The sequence below is a fragment of the Microbacterium sp. SZ1 genome, from assembly GCF_002362255.1.
Lineage (GTDB): Bacteria > Actinomycetota > Actinomycetes > Actinomycetales > Microbacteriaceae > Microbacterium.
This window is the reverse complement of record NZ_LPVV01000034.1, coordinates 157460-176978: the sequence shown is the minus strand read 5'-3', so window position 1 is coordinate 176978 and position 19519 is coordinate 157460. Positions and strand designations below refer to the sequence as shown.

The 19519-nt window shown below is 71.1% G+C and carries 16 protein-coding genes and 1 riboswitch; of the genes, 8 read left to right on the top strand and 8 right to left on the bottom strand.

All coding sequences use genetic code 11. From position 1 onward, the window contains the following. Window positions 1–10: 10 nt before the first annotated feature. The 5 genes from AUC47_RS11600 to nagB all read left to right on the top strand — a co-directional run bounded on the left by AUC47_RS11600 (window position 11) and on the right by nagB (window position 7531). The gene (locus AUC47_RS11600) at window positions 11–1228 is read left to right on the top strand and encodes an alanine racemase (protein WP_256999552.1); all 1218 of its coding nucleotides are present in this window, start codon (window positions 11–13) and stop codon (window positions 1226–1228) included. Next, window positions 1219–4467: a family 20 glycosylhydrolase gene (locus AUC47_RS11595; RefSeq protein ID WP_096715332.1), complete on the top strand. Its 3249-nt coding sequence runs from the start codon at window positions 1219–1221 to the stop codon at window positions 4465–4467. The genes AUC47_RS11600 and AUC47_RS11595 overlap by 10 nt, the downstream gene beginning before the upstream one ends. 98 nt (window positions 4468–4565) lie before the next feature. Then, the gene (locus AUC47_RS11590) at window positions 4566–5753 is read left to right on the top strand and encodes an ROK family transcriptional regulator (protein WP_096715331.1); all 1188 of its coding nucleotides are present in this window, start codon (window positions 4566–4568) and stop codon (window positions 5751–5753) included. A 40-nt stretch (window positions 5754–5793) separates the two neighbouring features. Next, window positions 5794–6759, top strand: coding sequence for an ROK family protein (locus AUC47_RS11585; protein ID WP_179297600.1), 966 nt, complete (start codon window positions 5794–5796; stop codon window positions 6757–6759). Continuing rightward, window positions 6752–7531, top strand: a complete 780-nt coding sequence (nagB, locus tag AUC47_RS11580) for a glucosamine-6-phosphate deaminase (protein WP_096715330.1) — start codon at window positions 6752–6754, stop codon at window positions 7529–7531. The genes AUC47_RS11585 and nagB overlap by 8 nt, the downstream gene beginning before the upstream one ends. 34 nt (window positions 7532–7565) lie before the next feature. Here the strand turns inward: nagB and AUC47_RS11575 are convergent, their stop codons facing one another. The 6 genes from AUC47_RS11575 to AUC47_RS11550 form a co-directional block, all read right to left on the bottom strand. Continuing rightward, window positions 7566–7970: an NUDIX hydrolase gene (locus AUC47_RS11575; protein ID WP_096715329.1), complete on the bottom strand. Its 405-nt coding sequence runs from the start codon at window positions 7968–7970 to the stop codon at window positions 7566–7568. After that, window positions 7963–9345, bottom strand: a complete 1383-nt coding sequence (locus AUC47_RS11570; RefSeq protein ID WP_096715328.1) for an FAD-binding oxidoreductase — start codon at window positions 9343–9345, stop codon at window positions 7963–7965. Before AUC47_RS11570 ends, AUC47_RS11575 begins: the two co-directional genes overlap by 8 nt. Window positions 9346–9396: 51 nt before the next feature. Next, window positions 9397–9768: a YrdB family protein gene (locus AUC47_RS11565; RefSeq protein ID WP_096715327.1), complete on the bottom strand. Its 372-nt coding sequence runs from the start codon at window positions 9766–9768 to the stop codon at window positions 9397–9399. A gap of 70 nt (window positions 9769–9838) precedes the next feature. Beyond that, window positions 9839–11884 (bottom strand): sigma-70 family RNA polymerase sigma factor, encoded by a 2046-nt coding sequence (locus AUC47_RS11560; protein ID WP_179297599.1) that lies wholly within the window; start codon window positions 11882–11884, stop codon window positions 9839–9841. A 467-nt stretch (window positions 11885–12351) separates the two neighbouring features. Then, on the bottom strand, window positions 12352–13512 hold the full coding sequence (locus AUC47_RS11555; protein ID WP_256999551.1) for an N-acetylglucosamine-6-phosphate deacetylase: 1161 nt from the start codon (window positions 13510–13512) through the stop codon (window positions 12352–12354). A 2-nt stretch (window positions 13513–13514) separates the two neighbouring features. Then, window positions 13515–15044 (bottom strand): family 20 glycosylhydrolase, encoded by a 1530-nt coding sequence (locus tag AUC47_RS11550; protein ID WP_096715324.1) that lies wholly within the window; start codon window positions 15042–15044, stop codon window positions 13515–13517. A gap of 53 nt (window positions 15045–15097) precedes the next feature. Next, window positions 15098–15182, top strand: a riboswitch (ZMP/ZTP riboswitch). A 38-nt stretch (window positions 15183–15220) separates the two neighbouring features. Between AUC47_RS11550 and glyA the strand changes: the two genes are divergently transcribed. Beyond that, window positions 15221–16495: a serine hydroxymethyltransferase gene (gene glyA / locus AUC47_RS11545; protein ID WP_096715323.1), complete on the top strand. Its 1275-nt coding sequence runs from the start codon at window positions 15221–15223 to the stop codon at window positions 16493–16495. Then, window positions 16492–17370 (top strand): bifunctional methylenetetrahydrofolate dehydrogenase/methenyltetrahydrofolate cyclohydrolase, encoded by an 879-nt coding sequence (locus tag AUC47_RS11540; protein ID WP_096715322.1) that lies wholly within the window; start codon window positions 16492–16494, stop codon window positions 17368–17370. Before glyA ends, AUC47_RS11540 begins: the two co-directional genes overlap by 4 nt. 218 nt (window positions 17371–17588) lie before the next feature. Here the strand turns inward: AUC47_RS11540 and AUC47_RS11535 are convergent, their stop codons facing one another. Continuing rightward, a complete protein-coding gene (locus tag AUC47_RS11535; RefSeq protein WP_096715321.1) occupies window positions 17589–18152 on the bottom strand; it encodes a TetR/AcrR family transcriptional regulator in 564 nt (187 codons plus the stop codon). A gap of 67 nt (window positions 18153–18219) precedes the next feature. Here AUC47_RS11535 and AUC47_RS11530 point away from each other — a divergent pair, with 67 nt between their 5' ends. After that, window positions 18220–18696, top strand: a complete 477-nt coding sequence (locus AUC47_RS11530; RefSeq protein WP_096715320.1) for a DUF4188 domain-containing protein — start codon at window positions 18220–18222, stop codon at window positions 18694–18696. A gap of 83 nt (window positions 18697–18779) precedes the next feature. On the opposite strand, the gene AUC47_RS11525 is transcribed toward AUC47_RS11530, so the two are convergent. Continuing rightward, window positions 18780–19499 (bottom strand): DUF6882 domain-containing protein, encoded by a 720-nt coding sequence (locus AUC47_RS11525; RefSeq protein WP_096715319.1) that lies wholly within the window; start codon window positions 19497–19499, stop codon window positions 18780–18782. Window positions 19500–19519 lie beyond the last annotated feature (20 nt).

Sequence of the window (19519 nt, the reverse complement as noted above, 5' to 3'; positions counted from 1 at the left end):
GCCTTGTTAGATGCCTCTACAAATTCCGGATCCCGTACTCGGCGCCTGGGCGAAGGGCTTTCCGGCCCGGGCGGGAGGGATGCGCCTCTCCGATGTCGCGAACGCCGGCCTCCGGCTCTCGGATCTGGTCACTCCCGTGCTCACGGTGTACGAGGCGGCGCTGGCGCACAACGAGGAGACGGTGTTCTCCTGGGCGGCAGGTCAGGGCGTCCGGCTCGCGCCGCACGGGAAGACGACCATGGCCCCCGCGCTGTGGCAGCGACTTCTGGACGCGGGCGCCTGGGGGATCTCGGTCGCCACGCCGTGGCAGGCGGAGGTCGCGGTTCAGACCGGCGTGTCGACCGTGCTCATCGCGAACGCCGTCACCGATGCGGCAGCGGCACGGCGATTCGGCGAGCTGCTCGCCGCCGACCCCGACCTGCGCATCCTGTGCTGGGCCGACTCCGAGCGGACGGTCGAGATCCTCGCGGGTGCGCTCGAGGGCGCCGCTCGGCCCCTCGACGTGCTCGTCGAGCTCGGCGGAGCGCGCGGGCGCACGGGCGCCCGCACGATCGAGGAGGGCGAGCGCATCGCCGATGCGATCGCCGCGGCATCCGGTCTCCGCCTCGCCGGCGTCACGGGTTACGAGGGGCCGTTCGGACCGGATCGCGGGGACGCCTCCGTCGCCGCCGTCGACGCCTACCTCGGCACGCTCGTCGAGCTGCACACGCGGCTCGCCTACCCGGAGGACGTGCGCCCCGTGCTGAGCGCCGGCGGCAGCTCGTTCCCCGACCGCGCGGCCGCCGTGCTCGCACCGCACGCCGGCGGGGCCGATGTCGTGCTGCGTTCCGGCGCGTTCCAGATCCACGACGACGGGTTCTACTCGCGCATGTCGCCGTTCGGTCCGCTGACCGGCACCGACTCCCTGCGCTCCGCCATGCACGCCTGGTCGCGTGTGGTGTCTCAGCCCGAGGCAGGACTCGCGCTGCTCGATGCCGGCCGCCGCGACGTGCCCTTCGACATCGACCTGCCGGTGCCGCAGTCGGTGGCCGGCTCGATCACGGCGCTGAACGACCAGCACGCCTTTCTGAGCCTCGACGCCGATGCGACGGTGGCGCAGGGCGACGTGGTGCGGCTGGGACTCTCGCACCCGTGCACCGCGTTCGACAAGTGGAAGGTGGTCGCCGTGATCGACGACCCCGACGCCGACGACCCACGTGTGCTCGGAGCGGTGGCGACGTGCTTCTGAGCAGCGAGAAGCCGGTGCGCGTCTACCGTGACGCCACGGTCGTCGACGGCACAGGAGAGCCGCGCTACAGCGCCGACGTCTACGTGGAGGGCGCTCGCATCGTCGCGGTCGTGCGAGAGGGGGTGGACGCGACGCCCGATCTGCCCGATGCGGCCGTCGAGGTCGACGCCGCAGGACTGGTGCTCGCACCGGGGTTCATCGACATGCACGCGCACAGCGAACTCGCGGTGCTCGAGGGGGCGGCGCACACCGCCAAGATCTTGCAGGGCGTGACGACCGAGGTCGTCGGACAGGACGGACTCGGCTACGCACCTCTCGACGAGGCCACGGCCGCGATCATCCCCGCGCAGATCGCCGGCTGGAACGGTGCTCCGACGTCGGTGCCGTGGCGCACGATGGACGACCTGCTCACGGCTTTCGACGCCGCCGCCGTCGCGAACGCCGCGGTGCTCGTGCCCCAGGGCAATCTCCGGATGATGGTCGTCGGCCACGAGAACCGCAAGGCCACCGACGCCGAGATCGCGGCGATGGGCGAGCTGCTCGGCGCGGCGATGGATGCCGGGGCCTTCGGCATGTCGAGCGGCCTGACGTACACGCCCGGCATGTACGCCGACACGGCCGAGCTCGAGGCGCTGTGCCGTGTGGTCGCCGAGCGCGGCGGCTACTGGTCGCCGCACACGCGCAGCTACGGCGGCGCGGCGCTGGACGCGTACCGCGAGGCGCTGGACATCGGGCGTCGCACCGGGTGCCCGATACACCTCACGCACGCCACCATGAACTTCCTCCCCAACCGCGGCAGGGCAGACGAGCTGCTCGCTCTCGTCGACGAGGCGCTGGCCGACGGCGTCGACGTCACGCTGGACACCTACCCCTACCTCCCCGGCGCGACCACCCTCGCCGCCCTGCTGCCGAGCAGGCTGTCGGAGAGCGGCGACCTGCTCGGAACGATCGCGGCGCTCGACGCCGCGGGGCGCGAGGCGGTGCGGGTCGAACTGGAGGACATCGGCTGCGACGGCTTCCACGGCGAGCGGGCCGACTGGGAGGCGATCCAGATCGCCGGCACGGGTGAGGCCGCGCTGTCCGGGCTCGCCGGCCGCACGGTCGCCGAGATCGCCGCGACCGAGGGGCGGCGCGCGGTCGACGTCGTGCTCGACACGATCATCGAGGATGCCGGTGCCACGAGCATCCTCATGCACATCGGCGACGAGGAGAACGTCCGCGAGATCATGCGGCACCCCCGCCATACGGGCGGCAGCGACGGCATCCTGATCGGCGCACGTCCGCATCCGCGCGGGCGTGGCACGTTCCCGCGCTACCTGGGCCACTATGTGCGCGAACTCGGCATCCTGTCGCTCGAAGAGGCCGTGCGCCACCTCTCCGGCACGCCGGCCGCGCGGCTGGGTCTCGACAGGGGCGACGCACCCCGCGGGGTGATCCGCCAGGGCGCGACGGCCGACCTCGTGCTGTTCGACCCCGAGACGATCGCCGCCGGCGCGACGTTCGACGATCCGCACGCGCCGCCGGTCGGCGTCGTGGAGGTGCTGGTCGCCGGCGAGCCTGTCGTGCAGCAGGGGCACGCCACCGGTCGGACTCCTGGGCGCGCGCTCCGCATGTCGCCGCCCGCGCATCGCGCGACGGTCCCACTCGCGCACTCGCACATCGATCCCATGGCCCCACCGTTTGTCTGGACGGCCGAGACCCCGGTCGTCGCCACCGACGACCTCACCGCAAGCGCGATGCGGCTCGGCGGTGCGCTCGTCGCCCGGAGTTCGGTCCCGGCGATCACGCTGCGGATCGACCACACGCTCGCGAGCGCTCCCTTCGCGGAGGGGCGCGTCGGCGATGAGGCGTTCCGGATCGTCGTCGCGGCGGACGGGATATCCGTCGCCGGAGCGTCGGCCGCCGGCGTCTTCCGCGGCGCGACCACTCTGCGACAGCTGCGCGAGCCCGGCGCCGAGCGGTCGCGCATCCCGGCGGGGGAGTGGACCGGTGCCCCGGCCTACGCGTGGCGTGGCGCGATGCTCGACGTCGCGCGGCACTTCCGGTCCGCCGACGACGTGCGTCGACTCGTCGATCTGCTCGCCGACCACCACCTCAACGTCCTGCACCTGCACCTCACCGATGACCAGGGGTGGCGCTTCGAGGTGCCCGGGTACCCGAGACTCACGGAGGTGGGCGCCCGACGCGAGGCGACGCAGCGCGGCCACGGTCCGCTCGCGACGGTCGAGCCGGGCGTGCACGAGGGGCATTACACGGATGCCGAGCTGCGCGACCTCGTCGCGTATGCGGCAGCGCAGCACGTCACACTCGTGCCGGAGGTCGAGCTGCCCGGTCACATCCAGGCCGGTCTCGCCGGGTATCCGGAGCTCGGCAACACCGACGTGGGCGACCCGGTCACCGCTCCGTGGGAGAGGTTCGGGGTCAATCCCCGGACGCTCGCGCCGACTGAGGAGTCGCTCGCCTTCGGGCGGGCTGCCATCGACGCGCTGTGCGACCTGTTCGACTCGCCGTGGATCGGCATCGGCGGCGACGAGGTGCCCGTGACGGAGTGGGAGCAGAGTCCGGCGGCGCAGAAGCGGATGCAGCAGCTCGGTCTCGCGTCCGCCCATGACGTGCAGCCGTGGTTCACGGCGCACTTCGTCGCGCACGTGCGCGCACGGGGGCGCACGGCGCTCGCGTGGGACGAGGTGCTGGAGGGCGACGTCCCCGACGGCGTCGCGATCCTCGCCTGGCGCGGTCCCGTCGCGATGCGCGAGGCGCTGCGCCGCGGCATCCCGGTGATCGCGTGCCCGGATCTGAGCGTGTACCTCGACTACCCGCAGTCAGACTCGGAGGAGGAGCCGATCCGCGTCGGCCCGCCGCTGCCGATCGAGCAGGTCTACGGGCTGCGCGTGGAGGAGGGGGCGTCCGGCGGTCAGGCGAACGTCTGGACGGAGCACCTGCCGACGCGCGATCGGGTGGACTTCGCGATGTTCCCCAGGCTCGCTGCGGTCGCGGAGCGGCTGTGGGACGGCGGAGAACCGGCGCCGTTCGCGGACTTCGCGAGGCGGCTGCCGACGCACCTCCGGCGCCTGGCCGACAAGGGGGTGCGGTATCGTCCTCTCGACGGTCCGACGCCCGCTCAGCGCCGCCCCGGCATCCCGGGAAAGCCGCTCACGCGGGAGGCGCGGGAGGGAATCGTGGAAGGCCTCGTCGCCCGGCTCGTCGAGCGGGTGGGAGAGGTCGATCAGGACGGCTGACTCACGGTCGTCATCGTAATGTAACGTTTCGGTAACCCTCCCGGGCGCGCTGCGCGGTGGGGTTGCACAATTTTTGTTCGTAAGGTCTACTAACAAACATGTCCGTATCGGATGAAACGCGCCCGTCGACGACGTCGGAGTACGTCGGGACAAACGCGCACGCCTTCGGCCCCGCGCGGCATCTGCGCTCGCGCGCCAAGGTGCTGCCCGAGCACGCTCGCGGTCACAACCGGGCCCTCGTGCTGCAGACGCTCTATCACTCCGGCGCCATGAGCCGCGCCGACCTCTCGCGGGAGACGGGACTCACCCGGGTCACGATCTCCGACCTCGTCGCGGAGTTCATCGCCGACGGCATCGTCATCGAGATGGGAGTCCGCGAGACGGTGGGCCCCGGCAAGCCGCCGATCCTCATCGACATCGACCGCGTCGGCCACCAGATAATCGGTATCGACCTGTCGGCCCCCAGCGCCTTCACCGGCGCACTGCTGAGCCTCGACGGCGACGTCATCGGACGTCGAGGGGTGCCGCGGCCCGAGACGCCGGACGGGGATGCCGCATACGCCGCCCTGCTGCAGCTGGCACGCGAGCTCGTCGCCGACGCCACGCAGCCCATCCTGGGCGTCGGCATCGGAACGCCCGGTGTCGTCCGCCCCGACGGGATGGTGCTCAGCTCGCCGAACCTCGGCTGGTCGGACCTGCCGCTCGAGGCCAGACTGGGCGTCGACCTCGACCTGCCCGTGCTCGTGCGCAACGACGCGAACGCCGCCGTGCTCGCCGAGTACACCTTCGGCGACGCCGAGGCCGACTTCATGCTCATCAAGATCGGGCGAGGCGTGGGCGCCGGCGTCATCACCGGCAGCCAGCCGCTGCTCGGCAGCCGGTTCGCCGCCGGTGAGATCGGTCACGTGGTCGTCGGCACCGACGGAGGCCCGCGGTGCGCATGCGGCAAGGACGGATGCCTCGAGGCCTGGCTCAGCGAGAGCCGCCTGCGCGCGGCGATCGAGGCCGCACCGGACTCCCGCGACGACATCCTCCGGGACGCGGGGACGCGGATGGCCATCGCCATCGCCCCCATCGTGGCCGCGCTCGACCTCTCCGAGGTCGTGCTGTCGGGGCAGGGCGACCTGCTCGACGGCGTCCTCATCGACGCGGCGGTGGAGACTCTGCACGCCCGCACGCTCGAGGGCGTGTTCGAAGACGTCGTCATCCGGCGCACTCTGCAGTCCGACATCGTGCTGCGCGGCGCCGCAGTGATGGTCCTGTCCGGCCAGCTGGGCGTCTCGTGAGCGGCGCCCTCGACTCGACCCGGGGCGGGAGCACCATCCGATGACGGATGCCATCACCGTCGACCTCGCCGGTCGACGCATTCGCGTCGGCCTGGACGTCGGCGGCACCAAGATCGACGCGGTCGCCGTCGCACCGTCGGGCGAGATCCTCACGCGACTGCGGCGCCCGACCGGCTGGGGTGAGGATGCCGTCGTCGAGAGCATCTCGGCCGCCGTGCTCGATCTCGCCGTCGAGGCCGGTGTGACCGTCGCCGACATCGACTCCGTGGGCATCGGCATCCCCGGACTCGTGGACTCGGTATCCGGACGGGTGCTGCACGCGGTGAATCTCGGAGTCGAGTCGCTCGACCTCGCCGAGCGCGTCGCCGCCCGGCTCGGCGCGACCGTGCGCGTCGAGAACGACGTGAAAGCGGCTGCGCTCGGCGCCGCTGCGCTGCGTCGCATCGAAGGATCGATGGCGTACCTGAACCTCGGCACCGGAGTGGCCGCCGGCATCGTCGTCGACGGCGCCATCTGGCGAGGTGCCCGCGGCACCGCGGGGGAGGTGGGTCACCTCTCGGTCGACCCGGCCGGTCGCCTGTGCGGCTGCGGTCAGCGCGGCTGCATCGAGACGTTCTGCGGCGGCGGCGCCCTGGCGAAGGCCTGGGGACGCCCCGGCGCTCACCCCGTGCGCGACATCCTCGACGCCGCGAACGAGGGCGATCCGCTCGCCGTATCGCTGCGCGCCGACCTGTTCCACGGCGCGGCGGCGGCCGTCCGGGCATTGGTGCTCTCGGCCGACGTCGAGCGCGTCATTATCGGCGGGGGCCTGACGGCTCTCGGCGCCCACCTCGAGACCGGCGTCCGAGATGCCCTGCACGCGGGTGCGGAGGCCTCGGCATTCATGCGCTCCCTCCACCTCGACGACCGGATCGAACTGCTGCCGCTCGGCTCGCCCGCGGCTGCCGTCGGCGCCGCGCTCGTCGGAGCCACCACACCACTCAAGGAGATCGTCACCCATGGCTGAAGTCGTCATCGTCGAGAACGCCGCCGCAGCGGGCGCCCTGGTCGCCGCCGAGATCGTCGACCTCATCGACGCGCGTCCGGATGCCGTGCTCGGCCTCGCGACGGGATCCACACCGCTGCCCGTGTACCAGGCGCTGCGCACGCAGCTCGCCGGTCGCGATGTCTCGCGGGTGCGGGGATTCGCGCTCGACGAGTACGTCGGTCTCGACCCCGCGCACCCGGAGAGCTACCGCTCGGTGATCACCAAGGAGGTCGTGGAGCCGCTGGGTCTCGACCCCCGGCGCATCCATGTCCCGAATGGCGCCGAGGCGACGATCCAGCACGCGGGCGAGGACTACGAGAAGGCGATCGAGGAGGCCGGCGGCGTCGACCTCCAGATCCTCGGCATCGGCACCGACGGCCACATCGGCTTCAACGAGCCCGGGTCGTCGTTCGCCTCGCGCACCAGGGTGAAGACGCTCACGGAGCAGACGCGCGAGGACAATGCGCGCTTCTTCAACTCGATCGACGACGTGCCGATGCACTGCATCACCCAGGGGCTCGGGACGATCCTGCGCGCGCGCCACCTCGTCCTGCTCGCGTTCGGCGAGGGCAAGGCCCAGGCCGTGGCGGATGCCGTCGAGGGGCCGCTGTCGGCGATCCTCCCGGGCTCGGCGATCCAGCTGCACCCGCACGCGACCGTCGTGGTCGACGAGGCGGCGGCGTCTCGACTGAAGCTCGCTGACTACTACCGCTACACCTTCGCGAACAAGCCCGCCTGGCAGGGCATCTGACCCGGGGCATCCCTCAGGTCCGGGTGCGCGCCCCTCAGCTTCCGCGCGACCAGGCGAGCGGGAGCAGGTGCTCGACGCTGAGCGGCGCGAGCGGCAGCGTCTCGGCATCCTGAGGCGTGATCCAGCGCAGCTCGGCGAGCTCGGCCTGCACGGTCACGTCGGCGTGCGCGATGTCGACGGCGAAGGCGTCGGCGATCACGCGGTGACCGGGTTCATTCGCCGCGGCCGACACGAAGCGGCCGAGCGGAGCGAGATCGGCGTCGGCGAGACGCAGGCCGAGCTCTTCGTGGAGCTCCCGGATGAGCGTCTGCGCCGGGGTCTCACCGGCTTCCGGCTTGCCGCCGGGCTGCATGAACCGGGTCGTGCCGTGCTTGCGCACGACGAGCACGCGACCGTCTCTGTCGAGGATCACGGCGGCGCTGACGTGGATGTCAGGCATCGGCGGCGAACACCTTTCCCGGGTTGAGGATGCCGAGCGGATCGAAGACGCGCGCGATCTGCCGCTGCAGCTGCCACTGGTCGTCGCCGAGCTCGTCGGCGAGCCAGCGGCTCTTGAGCGTGCCGATGCCGTGCTCCCCGGTCAGGGTGCCCCCCAGTGCGAGGGCGGCACGGAACAGCTCGTCTGCCGCCTCCCAGATGTGCGCGGGCGTCTCCGTGCCCTCGAAGATGAAGTTCGGGTGCAGGTTGCCGTCGCCGGCATGAGCGACCGTGGGGATGGTGATCCCGTACGCCTGCTCGATGCGGGCGATCTCGTCGAACATCGCGGGCATGGCGCTCCGAGGCACCGAGACGTCTTCGATCAGCGTCGTACCCAGTGATGCCATGGCGGCGTGCATCGAGCGGCGGATGGCCAGCAGACGCTCGCCCTCCTCGCGGTCGGACGACACCTGAACGGTGCCGTCGTGAGCCTCGAGGATCTCGGCGATCACCGCCGCTTCGGCGGCGGCGGCCGGCCCGTCGGTCTGAATGGTCAGCTGAGCGCTGCCGATAGTGGAGGAGGGCAGGTCGAGCAGGGCCGCGACGGCGGCGAGGCTCGCGGCATCCATCAGCTCCATGATCGCGGGCTGGACCCCGGATGCCGTCACGGCGGCGGAGGCGGCAGCCGCACGGCGCACGTCGGGGAAGACGGCTGCGATCGTGCAGGTCGTTCCGGCGACGAGGCGGCGGAGCTTCAGCGTGGCCCCGACGACCACACCGAGAGTGCCCTCCGAGCCGATGACGAGGGAGGTGAGGTCGAGGCCGGTGACGCCCTTCACGCTGCGGTGACCGAGGTGCAGCAGGCGCCCGTCGGCGAGAACGAGATCGATGCCGAGCACCGCATCGCGTACGACGCCGTACTTCGCGCACAGCAGCCCGCCCGCACCCGTCGCGATGTTGCCGCCGACCGTCGAGATGGCGCGACTGGCGGGGTCGGGCGCCCACCAGAGGCCGTGCTCCGCCAGGGCGTCGTTGAGCTCGGCGTTGAGGATGCCGGGTTCGACGACCGCGAGCAGGTCGTCGGGCCGCACCTCGCGGATCGCGGTCATACGGCGGGTGGAGAGGACGATCTCGCCGGCGCCGGCGTTGGCCGCCCCCGCGAGTCCCGTGCCTGCTCCTCGGACGACCACGGGAGTGCGCGTCTCGGAGGCGATGCGCATGACGGTCTGCACGTGCGTCACGGTCTCGGCATGCACCACGGCGATCGGCCGCCCGTCCGCGGCGTGACCGGAGCTGTCGGCTCTGGCCTGTTCGAGAGACGCGCCGTCGGTGTCGACGATGTCGCCGAGCGCGTCGACGAGCAGATCGAGGGTCGTCGGGCCGGACGTCGTCGTCATCGTCGCGTCCTCACGGCCGAAGAGCCGCCCCGGAAGAGCGGATGCCGGTCGTCATGCGATGCGCCGCCGTCCGCTCACGACCCCGGCACCCACCGCGACGAGCGCGAACGCGAGGCCCACGACAGGCTGATCCATGAGCCACCACGCGATCGTGACGCTGACATAGATGAGGAGTTCGACGGCCGCGCGGAGGAAGGGATGCAGACGCAGCACGGGTCGCGGCGAGAGGAACAGCGCCCACACCAGGATGACGAGAACCGGTGCTCCGATGCCGAGGACGATGTTCCAGGGCAGCGGCCAGGTGGCGAAGCCCCAGAGCGCGAGCGTCGCGACGGAGATCACCAGGACGATCGAGCGGATCACGTCGAGCGCGGTGATGGTCGGGCGGTTCACGCCGGGTACGGCGGAGGGTTGCTCGGGCATGATTCCAGTCTAATTCTCCGGGAACAGGCCGATCCGCCTCCGAGGGGTGCTGCTTTCCTGCCGGCGGAGCTCAGGGAAGGGGAAGCGCGGGCTCTGCGGTCTCGTCGACGAGGGGGTCCTGGATGGGAGCATCGACCCCCGCGGCCGTCTCGCTCTCGGTCGGGGCCGATTCGACGGGCGCCTGCTCGGCGGGTGCCTGCGGTGCCTGCTCGGCGGGTGCCTGCGGTGCCTGTTCTGTCGGTGCCTGCTCTGCCGGTGCCTGCTCTGCCGGTGCCTGCGCGGGCTCGACGACGGGGGCGGGCGTGGTCGCGGCATCCGTCGGCGGCGTGGCCTCTGTCGGAACCTCGGCGTCGGCCGGGACGTCGGCGGGAAGTCCGCAGGCGGGTGCGAGGAGCACGGCATCCAGGGTCACGCCGAGGCCGTCGAGTGTCGTCCTGCTCGGCAGAACCGGGCCGTCGAGGGTGACGTAGTGAACCTCGACGGTCGAGCCCAGGATGATCTGCGTGAGAGACGGACGGAGGCTGATCGTCCCGGCGCCGGATGCTCCGAGCTGCGTGCCATCGGCGCCGCCGCTCCCTCCGTCGAGGAGCGCGTCCACCTCGGTGCCGGCCGTGCCGAGCACGCCGACGGAGACGTGGGTGACGAGGTCGTCGTCGAGGCAGATGTCCGCCGCGCCGAACTCCACGGGGGCGGTCGGGACGACGGGTGAGCCGGGCTCCTCCGTCCCCGGCTCTTCGGTGCCGGGGTCTCCGCTTCCGGGCTCCTCGGTCTCGGGCTCCTCGTCACCGGGTGCGGTGACGGGCGGTGCGACCGGAGCGACGGGCGCGGCCGACGCGGGAGCCGTCGTGGGTGCCTGATCCTCGGCGGGCTCGGGAGTCACCGGAGCCTCGACCGGCGGGATGACGGGCTCGGGGGCCGGCGTCTCGACCGCGACGGGCTCGTCGGCGGCCATGGCTTCGTCGGGGCCGACATCGGCGCTGATCGATGACGAGTCGCTGTCGCCCGCGCTCGGCAACGACGCGGCCGGGTTCGCGCCGACGAGACCCGGAACGATGGTCGCGGCGGTCACGACACCGGCGACGATGAGGGCGGCCGAGCCCGCACCGACCAGGGCGCCCACTCCGCTGAGCACGCCTCCGCCTGCAGCGCCCGCGCCACCGGTGCCACCTGCTCCGGCGCCTCCGCCTGCTCCGCCGGCGCCTGCTCCTGCGGAGCTTCCGGCGGCGACAGCGCCGCTGCCCACGGTGACGGCGCCCTCGGTCACGGCCGATGGCATCGCGGCCAGCGCGACGACCGGCGCCCCGCCGCCCTGCAGGGTGGCCAGGTACCCGGTCGCTCCGGTGACGCCCAGCACCAGCGGAAGGAGCACGAGGGCGAGGCGTGTCGAGACGTCCTTGGCCTCCGCGGCGACGATCATGCAGCGCGCGCAGTCTTCGAGGTGCGCGTCGAGACGCTTCCTGTCGCGCACGCCGAGATTGCCGCGCGAGTACGCGCCGAGGTGCTCGATGGTCCACTGGCAGTCGGAGCCCGGCTCCGCACTGCGCAGATGCGCCTGGATCCACGCCTCCCGCAGACCCTCGCGGGCGCGGAACGCGAGCTGCGAGACGGCGCCCGCCTTCATGCCGAGGAGAGGGCCTGCCTCGGCAGGCTTCATCTGCTCGATCTCGGTGTACCAGAGCACCTCCTGCCACCGTGAGGGGAGGCTGCGGAAGGCCTGAGCGGTGAGACTGCGGTCGAGGGCCTCGTTGGTGGCCTGCTCTGTGCTGTCGGGGTCGGCGACGGTGTCGAGCTCGTCGATGGCCGACTCGCGTCGTGAGCGCCCCCACGCGGCTGCGGTGTTGCGGATGCTGGTGAACAGGTACGCGCGGAACGATCCGTTGGGGCCGCCGCCCTTGATGATCGCCTGATAGATGCGCGTGTACGACTCCTGGACCAGGTCGTCGGGGTCGATGGATGAGGTGATGGAGCGGGCGACGGACATGCCGGACGGGTAGTGGCGTCGCCAGAGCTCCCCGAAGGCGGCGGCGTCACCCGACCGGGTGCGCAGCACGAGGTCGGCATCGGCGATGGTCTCGTCGTTCGAGGCCTTCTGGGTCGCGGTGGTGTCCTGGCTCACTGTCATCCATCTGTCATGGAGAGCGGATGCGTCTCCACATGAAGAGACGCGTGAGACCGTCCTTCATCACGCGCCTTATCCATTCTCTCTCCGATCTTTCAGGTTCGCCACCCCGGGATTGAACTCTCATCGAGAGGTCGCGTCCAGGAAAAGACCTGATCAGAGCGACTGCGCACAGGATCGGAGAAAAATCTCGAAGAAAATCTGAGAAGTGGCGTAATGAATCGGCGGGACCGTCGTCTCATCCCGTAGAGACAGCCGTGGTCCTCCACCGGGGGGCGGAGGATCAGGCGCTGGTGCCGAGGGGCATGAGCACCGGTGAACGGCGGGTCGGGCGCCTCGGGGGAGGAGTTCCCGGCCCGCCGGCTCTGAGAGGGGAAGCGCGGGGGCCGCCATTCTGGGGAAAGGCGGCCCTCCACCCTGAAGAAGACCGGAGAGCGCAGAGCTGCGCGTCGTCGCGCAGCGGGCTAGGGGAGTCGGCCCACCCAGACGCGCGCGACGCGCAGCTCCGCATCCAGCAGCACCGCGTCGCCGGCGTACGCGGGGGCGAGTGCGCCGATCCGCTCGCCGTGTCCGACCGCGGACGCGGGTGTACGGGTGAGAGCGCGCACCGCGACGGGGAGCGGGATGCCGGCCGCCACCGCGCGCTGCAGCGCGACGTCCTGCGTGAGCGTCGAGCCGGCGATCGATCCGGTGTCGTCCGCGCGGGCGATGCCGTCCTCGACGGTCACGCTGACGGCGCCGAGGTCGTAGTGCCCGTCGGCGCTGCCCGCCGCGGCCATCGCATCGGTGATCAGCGCGACGCGGTCGGGGGCGGAGTCGAACAGCAGCTTCACGACATGAGGATCGAGGTGCACGTCGTCGGCGATCGCCTCGAGCACGACGCGGTGGTCGGCCGCCGCGGTCAGCACGGGGCCGGGCGCGCGATGATGGATGCCCGGCATCGCGTTGAACGCGTGCGTGAGGATCGATGCCCCGGCATCGAACGCCGCTCGGGCCATGTCGGCGTCGGCGTCGGTGTGTCCGACGGCCGCCGCCGCTCCCGACTCGACGATCAGCCGCACGGCATCGAGTCCTCCCGGCAGCTCGGGTGCGATCGTGACCTGGCGCACGGTGCCCGCGCCGGCGTCGAGAAGCCGGCTCACGTCGTCCGCCACCGGCGCCCGGAGCAGGCTCGGCTCATGGGCGCCGTGGTGGCCCGGATCGAGGAAGGGCCCCTCGAGGTGTGAGCCGAGGATGTCGCGGTCGCTGCGCGTCAGCTCGGCGATCTCGCCGACGCGACGAGCGAGGTCGTCGAGCGGCGCCGTGACGAGCGACACCACGGCTCGGGTCGTGCCGTGTGCGCGATGCAGGGAGCGGGCTGTGCGGATCGCGTCGACGCCGTCGTCGAACGACGCGCCCGCTCCGCCGTGCCCGTGGATGTCGACGAAGCCCGGGGTCAGAATCGCACCTTCACCGGCGGCCTCCTGCGCGTCGACGACGCGATCAGCCGCATCCCACGTAGTGCCGGTGCCGGTCGCGACGACGAGGCCGTCCTCGATGCGCACCCAGGCGTCGTCGGCGATGGCGCCGTCATCCACCAGCCGCGCTCGGTGGATGACGAGAGATCCTGACGCGGTCTGCTCCACCGTCACTGCTCGACCCCGTCGATCTCGGGCGAGGTCCAGTCGATCTCGGGCGAGGCATGGAAGTTCACGCCGCGAGCACGCCATCCCGGCGCGAGCGAGGCGATGCGTCCGCGGAACGACTCCCAGTCGCGGCCCTCGCCGTCCCGCGGCGACCACGCCACCTCCGCGAGAGCCGCCGCGCGCGGGAACACGAGCTGCTCGACGTCGGCGTAGGTGCGGGTGGTCTCGCTCCACAGCGGCGCCTCGATGCCGAGGATGGCGCTGTCGGGCACGTCGAGCACGGCCACCGGGTCCCATGAGTACGCGCGCTGCACGTCGACGACGGCGGCCCAGGTGAGTCCGAGGGGGAAGTCCGGGGTGTACTTCATATCGAGGTAGGCGGCGTCAGCGGCAGAGACGATCAGCGCGCCGCCCCGTTCCACGAAGCGGGCAGCCTCGTTGGCGTGCGTCTCGGAGGGTGTCGTCATGCCCCAGTACTGTCCGACGGTGCCCTCGGCGATGCCGGTGGCCGAGCCCATCTCGTGCCAGGCGACAGGGATCTTCCCCTCCTCGACCACGATGGCGGTCGCGCGCTCGGCGAACAGGTCGAAGTCGGCCTGCGGGGTGCCGAGCGACTCGTCGCCGCCGATGTGGATGTACGGGCCGGGCGTCAGCTCGACGAGCTCGCGGACGACGTCGCGCACGAACTCGTAGGTGCGCTCCTCATGGATCCGGACGCTCGAGTGGCCGACGCCCCAGCCCAGGTACGGCTCGCCCTTCACAGGAAGCGGCTGGTCGAGCTCCTTGGCCTGCGACACGAGGGCGTCGTTGAGCACGGGCTCCTCGACGAGCTCGGGGTACGCGACGCCGATCGCGTGCGTGTGCCCGGGGAGGTCGATCTCGGGGATGACGATCATGTGCCGCGCCGCCGCATACGCCACGATGTCGCGGTACTCGTCCTTCGTGTAGAAGCCGCCGCGGTCGCCGTCCGCAGCCGACGCCGACGACAGCTCGGTGAGCCTCGGCCACGACTCGATCTGGATGCGCCAGCCCTGGTCGTCGCTGAGGTGCAGGTGCAGGTGGTTGTACTTCAGTGCGCTCGTCTCGTCGATGAAGCGCTTCACCTCGGCGACGTCGAAGAAGTGACGGGTGACGTCGAGCATGACCCCGCGCCGCGGGAATCGGGGGGCGTCGGTGATCTCGACACGGGGCAGGCTCCACACGCCGCTCTCCTCGGTCAACAGCTGCAGGAGGGTCTGCACACCGTAGAAGAGTCCGGCCTCGTCGCCGCCGACGATCTGCAGGTTCTCGCCGATCGAGAGGCGGTATCCCTCCGTCGGCGCCGCGCCGGACTCCACGCGCAGGGTGACCGCCCCGGGCTCCGCGACGTCGGTGGTGGTGAGGCGGATGCCGGTGCGGTGCGCCACGGCATCCATCAGCTGGATCGCGGCGGGGGAGTCGCCGATGACTCGCATGCTCTCGGTGACCGGCATCCGGCCCTCGCCGACGATGGCGGAGACGGGAAGGGGGACGAGGGGGAGGGGAAGGACCATGAACAAAACCTACCCTGCGGACACACCGCCACGACAGGGCCGATCCGGTATGCTCGAACCGTCGCGACTGGCGTCTGGGTGGACTACCACCGGGGAGCGACTGACCACGGACTTCGACCGCGCGCCTGGGCCGATAGGAACACCCTTCGATTCCGTTGTCAGAGGAGCATGTCACCATGACCGACCGTTACTTCAACGCCCCGCTCGCCGAGGTCGACCCCGAGATCGCCGAGGTCCTCGACCGTGAGCTGAAGCGTCAGCAGACCTTCCTCGAGATGATCGCGTCCGAGAACTTCGTGCCCGTCTCCGTGCTGCAGTCGCAGGGGTCCGTCCTGACGAACAAATACGCCGAGGGCTACCCCGGCCGGCGCTACTACGGCGGCTGCGAAGAGGTCGACGTCGCCGAGGAGCTCGCCATCCAGCGCGCCAAGGACCTCTTCGGTGCCGAGTTCGCGAACGTCCAGCCGCACTCCGGTGCGTCCGCCAACGCCGCCGTCCTGCATGCGATCGCCCGCCCCGGCGACACCCTGCTCGGTCTGTCGCTCGACCAGGGCGGACACCTCACGCACGGCATGAAGATCAACTTCTCCGGCCGTCTCTACGACATCGTCGCCTACGGCGTGAACCCCGAGACCTCGGTCATCGACATGGACGAGGTGCGCCGCCTCGCCCTCGAGCACAAGCCGAAGGTCATCATCGCCGGCTGGTCGGCGTATCCCCGCACCCTCGACTTCGAGGCCTTCCGCGCGATCGCCGACGAGGTCGGTGCGCTGCTCTGGGTCGACATGGCGCACTTCGCCGGGCTCGTCGCCGCCGGTCTGCACCCGAACCCCGTGCCGCACGCGCACGTCGTGTCGTCGACCGTGCACAAGACGATCGGCGGCCCCCGCTCGGGCTTCATCCTCACCAACGACGCCGACATCGCCAAGAAGATCAACACCGCGGTGTTCCCGGGGCAGCAGGGCGGTCCGCTCATGCACGTGATCGCCGCGAAGGCGACCGCGTTCAAGCTCGCCGCGACCCCCGAGTTCGCGGAGCGTCAGCAGCGCGTCCTGCGCGGCGCGTCGATCATCGCCGAGCGACTCTCTCAGCAGGACGTCAAGGATGCCGGCATCGGCGTCCGCTCGGGCGGCACCGATGTGCACCTCGTGCTGGTCGACCTGCGCGACGCCGAGCTCGACGGCAAGCAGGCCGAGGACCTGCTGCACGAGATCCACATCACCGTGAACCGCAACGCGGTTCCGAACGACCCCCGTCCGCCGATGGTGACGTCGGGTCTTCGCATCGGCACGCCCGCGCTCGCGACGCGCGGGTTCGGCGACGCCGAGTTCACCGAGGTCGCCGACGTGATCGCGCTCGCGCTGATCCCCGGCGCCGACATCGAGGCGCTCCGCGCACGGGTCGACGCGCTCGCCGCCGCGTTCCCGCTGTACCCGGACCTGCAGCAGTGACCGCTCGCGTTCTCGACGGCAAGGCGGCGTCGGCCGCGATCAAGGCCGAGCTGACCGAGCGGGTCGCCGCGCTGAAGGAGAAGGGCATCGTCCCGGGCATCGCCACGGTGCTGGTCGGCGCCGACCCGGCATCCCAGCTCTACGTCGGGATGAAGCACCGTCAGTCCGAGGCGATCGGCATGAACTCGATCCAGCGCGAACTGCCGGCCGATGCGACGCAGGGCGATGTCGAAGCGCTGATCGACGAGCTCAACGCCGACGACAGCTGCCACGGCTACATCGTGCAGCTGCCGCTGCCGAAGCACATCGACACCGACGCGATCCTCGAGCGGATCGACCCGGCGAAGGATGCCGACGGTCTGCACCCGACCAACCTGGGTCGTCTGGTGCTCAACGTGAACAGCCCGATCCACACGCCGCTGCCGTGCACGCCGCGGGGGGTGATCGAGCTGCTGCTGCGCAACGGCTACGACCTGAAGGGCAAGCACGTGGTCGTCGTCGGCCGCGGCGTGACGATCGGTCGGTCGATCGGCCTGCTGCTCACGCGCCGCGACCTCAACGCCACCGTCACCCTGACCCACACGGGCACGGTCGACATGCCGCGCTACCTGCGCGAGGCCGATGTGATCGTGGCCGCGGCGGGCGTGAAGCACCTCATCCGTGCCGAGGACGTCAAGCCGGGGGCCGCGGTGCTCGATGTGGGTGTGACGCGCGAGACCGACCCGGAGACGGGCAAGAACCTCGTCTTCGGCGACGTGCACCCCGACGTGGCCGAGGTCGCGGGCTGGGTGTCGCCGAACCCGGGCGGCGTGGGACCGATGACCGTCGCGCTGCTCATGACGAACGTGGTGGAGGCCGCGGAGCGGCTGGTCTGACGCGCGCTGCGGTCGCAGAAAAGCTCCGGCGTCGCAGGGATTCTCCGGATTCCTGCGACGCCGCCGCATTTCTGCGACACGCAGGTCAGTGGTCGGAGGCCCTGCCCGAGATCTTCGACCGCACTGCGTCATACAGTTCGCCCGTTTTCGCGCGGAGCCTGTCGTCGACGAGGTCGTAGGCCACCCTATCGGCAGCAAGACCGGCGGCCGGCCGTGGCTCAGGGGAGCGGGAAGGCCCGTTCGACGGCCGTGACGACCTCCTCGTAGACGGCATCCCAATCGACCGCGACCGGTGTGACGGCGGCGAGCTCGAGGCTCACGGCTCCGTGCACCTGCGCCCAGACCGTCAGCGCGGCTACGGCCACTCTGTCCGCGGGAACGCGCTCTGCGAGGGTGCGGATGAGGGGTGCCATTGCGGCTCCGGTCTTCTCGTCGTCGGGTCGGCAGTCGATGAGCGTCGTGATCGCTCCGTTGAACATCAGGCGGTACAGGGCCGGGTTCTTCGTCGCCCAGTCCCGATAGGCGAGACCGAGAGCGCGCAGCCCTGCGGCCTCGACCGCGGCCTGGGAGTCACCGAACGAGGCGAAGCCGTTCTCGATGACGGCGACGAGCATCTCGTTCTTCCCGCCGAACAGGGCGTACACGGCCGATGTCGACGTACCGGCGGTCTGGGCGATCTCACGGAGGCTGACCCGCTCCGGGCCCTTCTCGTCGACCATCGCCGCGGTCGCCGCGAGTAGGCGCTCCCGCAGCGCATCGTCGTAGAGGGAAGGTCTTGCCATGCATCCGATCGTACCGTAACGTTGTTTGGTAACAGCGTTACGGAATATCTCTCTCGAAAGGTCGCGCATGGCTCAGCAGGTCTTCCCCGGACGGTTCACGGCATCCGTCGAGCGCTCCGACGTCACGGTGTTCCTGATCGGGATGCGGGCCAACAAATGGTGGCAGGTCGGGAGGGTCATGTGGACGGCGAGCAGGATGCCGCCCATGCTGCAGCACCTGATGACGCACCCCGACGCGGGCATGCTCGGCATGCAGAACTGGTTCGGCAGGACGACGCTGCTGCTCACGTATTGGGAGAGCCCAGAGCATCTCCAGCGATTCGCGGCCGATCGCGAGGCCCCGCACCTGCAGCCCTGGCGTGACTTCATGCGCACCCTGCAGGGCACGGGCAGCGTGGGGGTGTGGCATGAGACGTATCAGGTGCCGACGAAGGATCTCGAAGCCGTGTACGTCGACATGCCGGCATTCGGTCTCGCAGCCGCCACCCGGCATGTGCCGATCGGGGAGGGCATGAAGACGGCCCGCCAGCGTCTGGGCCGCTGACGCGCCGTGCAGGCTCGGGGCGCCCGGGATCGTCGACACCCGCCCGCCAGCGTCTGAGACGCTGACGCGCTGGCGACGCTCGCTCAGCCCTGTGGCTGAAGGCTGCTCTCGATGTTCGCGATGCGAGCCTGATCGTCGAAGCGGAAGGTCGCCGTCCCGCTCGAGTCGGTCACGGTCGCACCCGAGAACGACTCGTCGCTCCAGCTGAGGTTCCAGCCGGCGAGGCGCGCGGCGTCCCACACCGAGGTGCGTGCGTCGGGAAGAGCGAGACCCGAGAGGATGCGCGGGAGCGCGATCGCGGCTGCGGCGACCGTGAGTGGCGCGATCGGGGCGTCGAGGAGGAACACGGCCGAGGTCCCGCCACCCACCGGGGCGACGTAGTACGGGGAGCGGCCGGTCAGTTCGACGGCGACCGCGCCGACGGTGTGGCCGGCGGCCGCGATCCAGTCATCGCCACCGGCGTCGGCGGGGAAGGGCAGCTCGGCGTCGCTGAGCGCAGGAATGCCGTGCTCGGTGCCGTAGTCGCGCAGCTGGAGGGCGATCCCGGTGGGGTCGCCCTGCGGGTGCGCCCATGCCCAGAGCAGCGAGCGGGGGCCGGGAGCGATCGTCGCGATGAGGTGCGCGCGGGCGACGAGCTGACGTGCGGCGTCTGCGTTCGACGTGAAGGTGATGGTGCCGGCGGCCATGTCGGCATCCCAGCGGTTGTCGCCGAGCTTCTCGAGCTCCTGCGCCAGGGCGTCCTGACGAAGGGCGGTGAACAGTGCGGCACGGTCGGCGAGGGGCTGGAGCGCGGCGAAGGTCATGCTCACAGTCTCGCCCGGAT

Bases quoted from the DNA above. Each gene is read 5' to 3' on its own strand.
- AUC47_RS11600 (WP_256999552.1), top strand. From the start codon at position 11: ATGCCTCTACAAATTCCGGATCCCGTACTCGGCGCCTGGGCGAAGGGC.
- AUC47_RS11590 (WP_096715331.1), top strand. From the start codon at position 4,566: ATGTCCGTATCGGATGAAACGCGCCCGTCGACGACGTCGGAGTACGTC.
- AUC47_RS11585 (WP_179297600.1), top strand. From the start codon at position 5,794: ATGACGGATGCCATCACCGTCGACCTCGCCGGTCGACGCATTCGCGTC.
- nagB (WP_096715330.1), top strand. From the start codon at position 6,752: ATGGCTGAAGTCGTCATCGTCGAGAACGCCGCCGCAGCGGGCGCCCTG.
- AUC47_RS11575 (WP_096715329.1), bottom strand. From the start codon at position 7,970: ATGCCTGACATCCACGTCAGCGCCGCCGTGATCCTCGACAGAGACGGT.
- AUC47_RS11570 (WP_096715328.1), bottom strand. From the start codon at position 9,345: ATGACGACGACGTCCGGCCCGACGACCCTCGATCTGCTCGTCGACGCG.
- AUC47_RS11565 (WP_096715327.1), bottom strand. From the start codon at position 9,768: ATGCCCGAGCAACCCTCCGCCGTACCCGGCGTGAACCGCCCGACCATC.
- AUC47_RS11550 (WP_096715324.1), bottom strand. From the start codon at position 15,044: ATGGTCCTTCCCCTCCCCCTCGTCCCCCTTCCCGTCTCCGCCATCGTC.
- glyA (WP_096715323.1), top strand. From the start codon at position 15,221: ATGACCGACCGTTACTTCAACGCCCCGCTCGCCGAGGTCGACCCCGAG.
- AUC47_RS11535 (WP_096715321.1), bottom strand. From the start codon at position 18,152: ATGGCAAGACCTTCCCTCTACGACGATGCGCTGCGGGAGCGCCTACTC.
- AUC47_RS11530 (WP_096715320.1), top strand. From the start codon at position 18,220: ATGGCTCAGCAGGTCTTCCCCGGACGGTTCACGGCATCCGTCGAGCGC.
- AUC47_RS11525 (WP_096715319.1), bottom strand. From the start codon at position 19,499: ATGACCTTCGCCGCGCTCCAGCCCCTCGCCGACCGTGCCGCACTGTTC.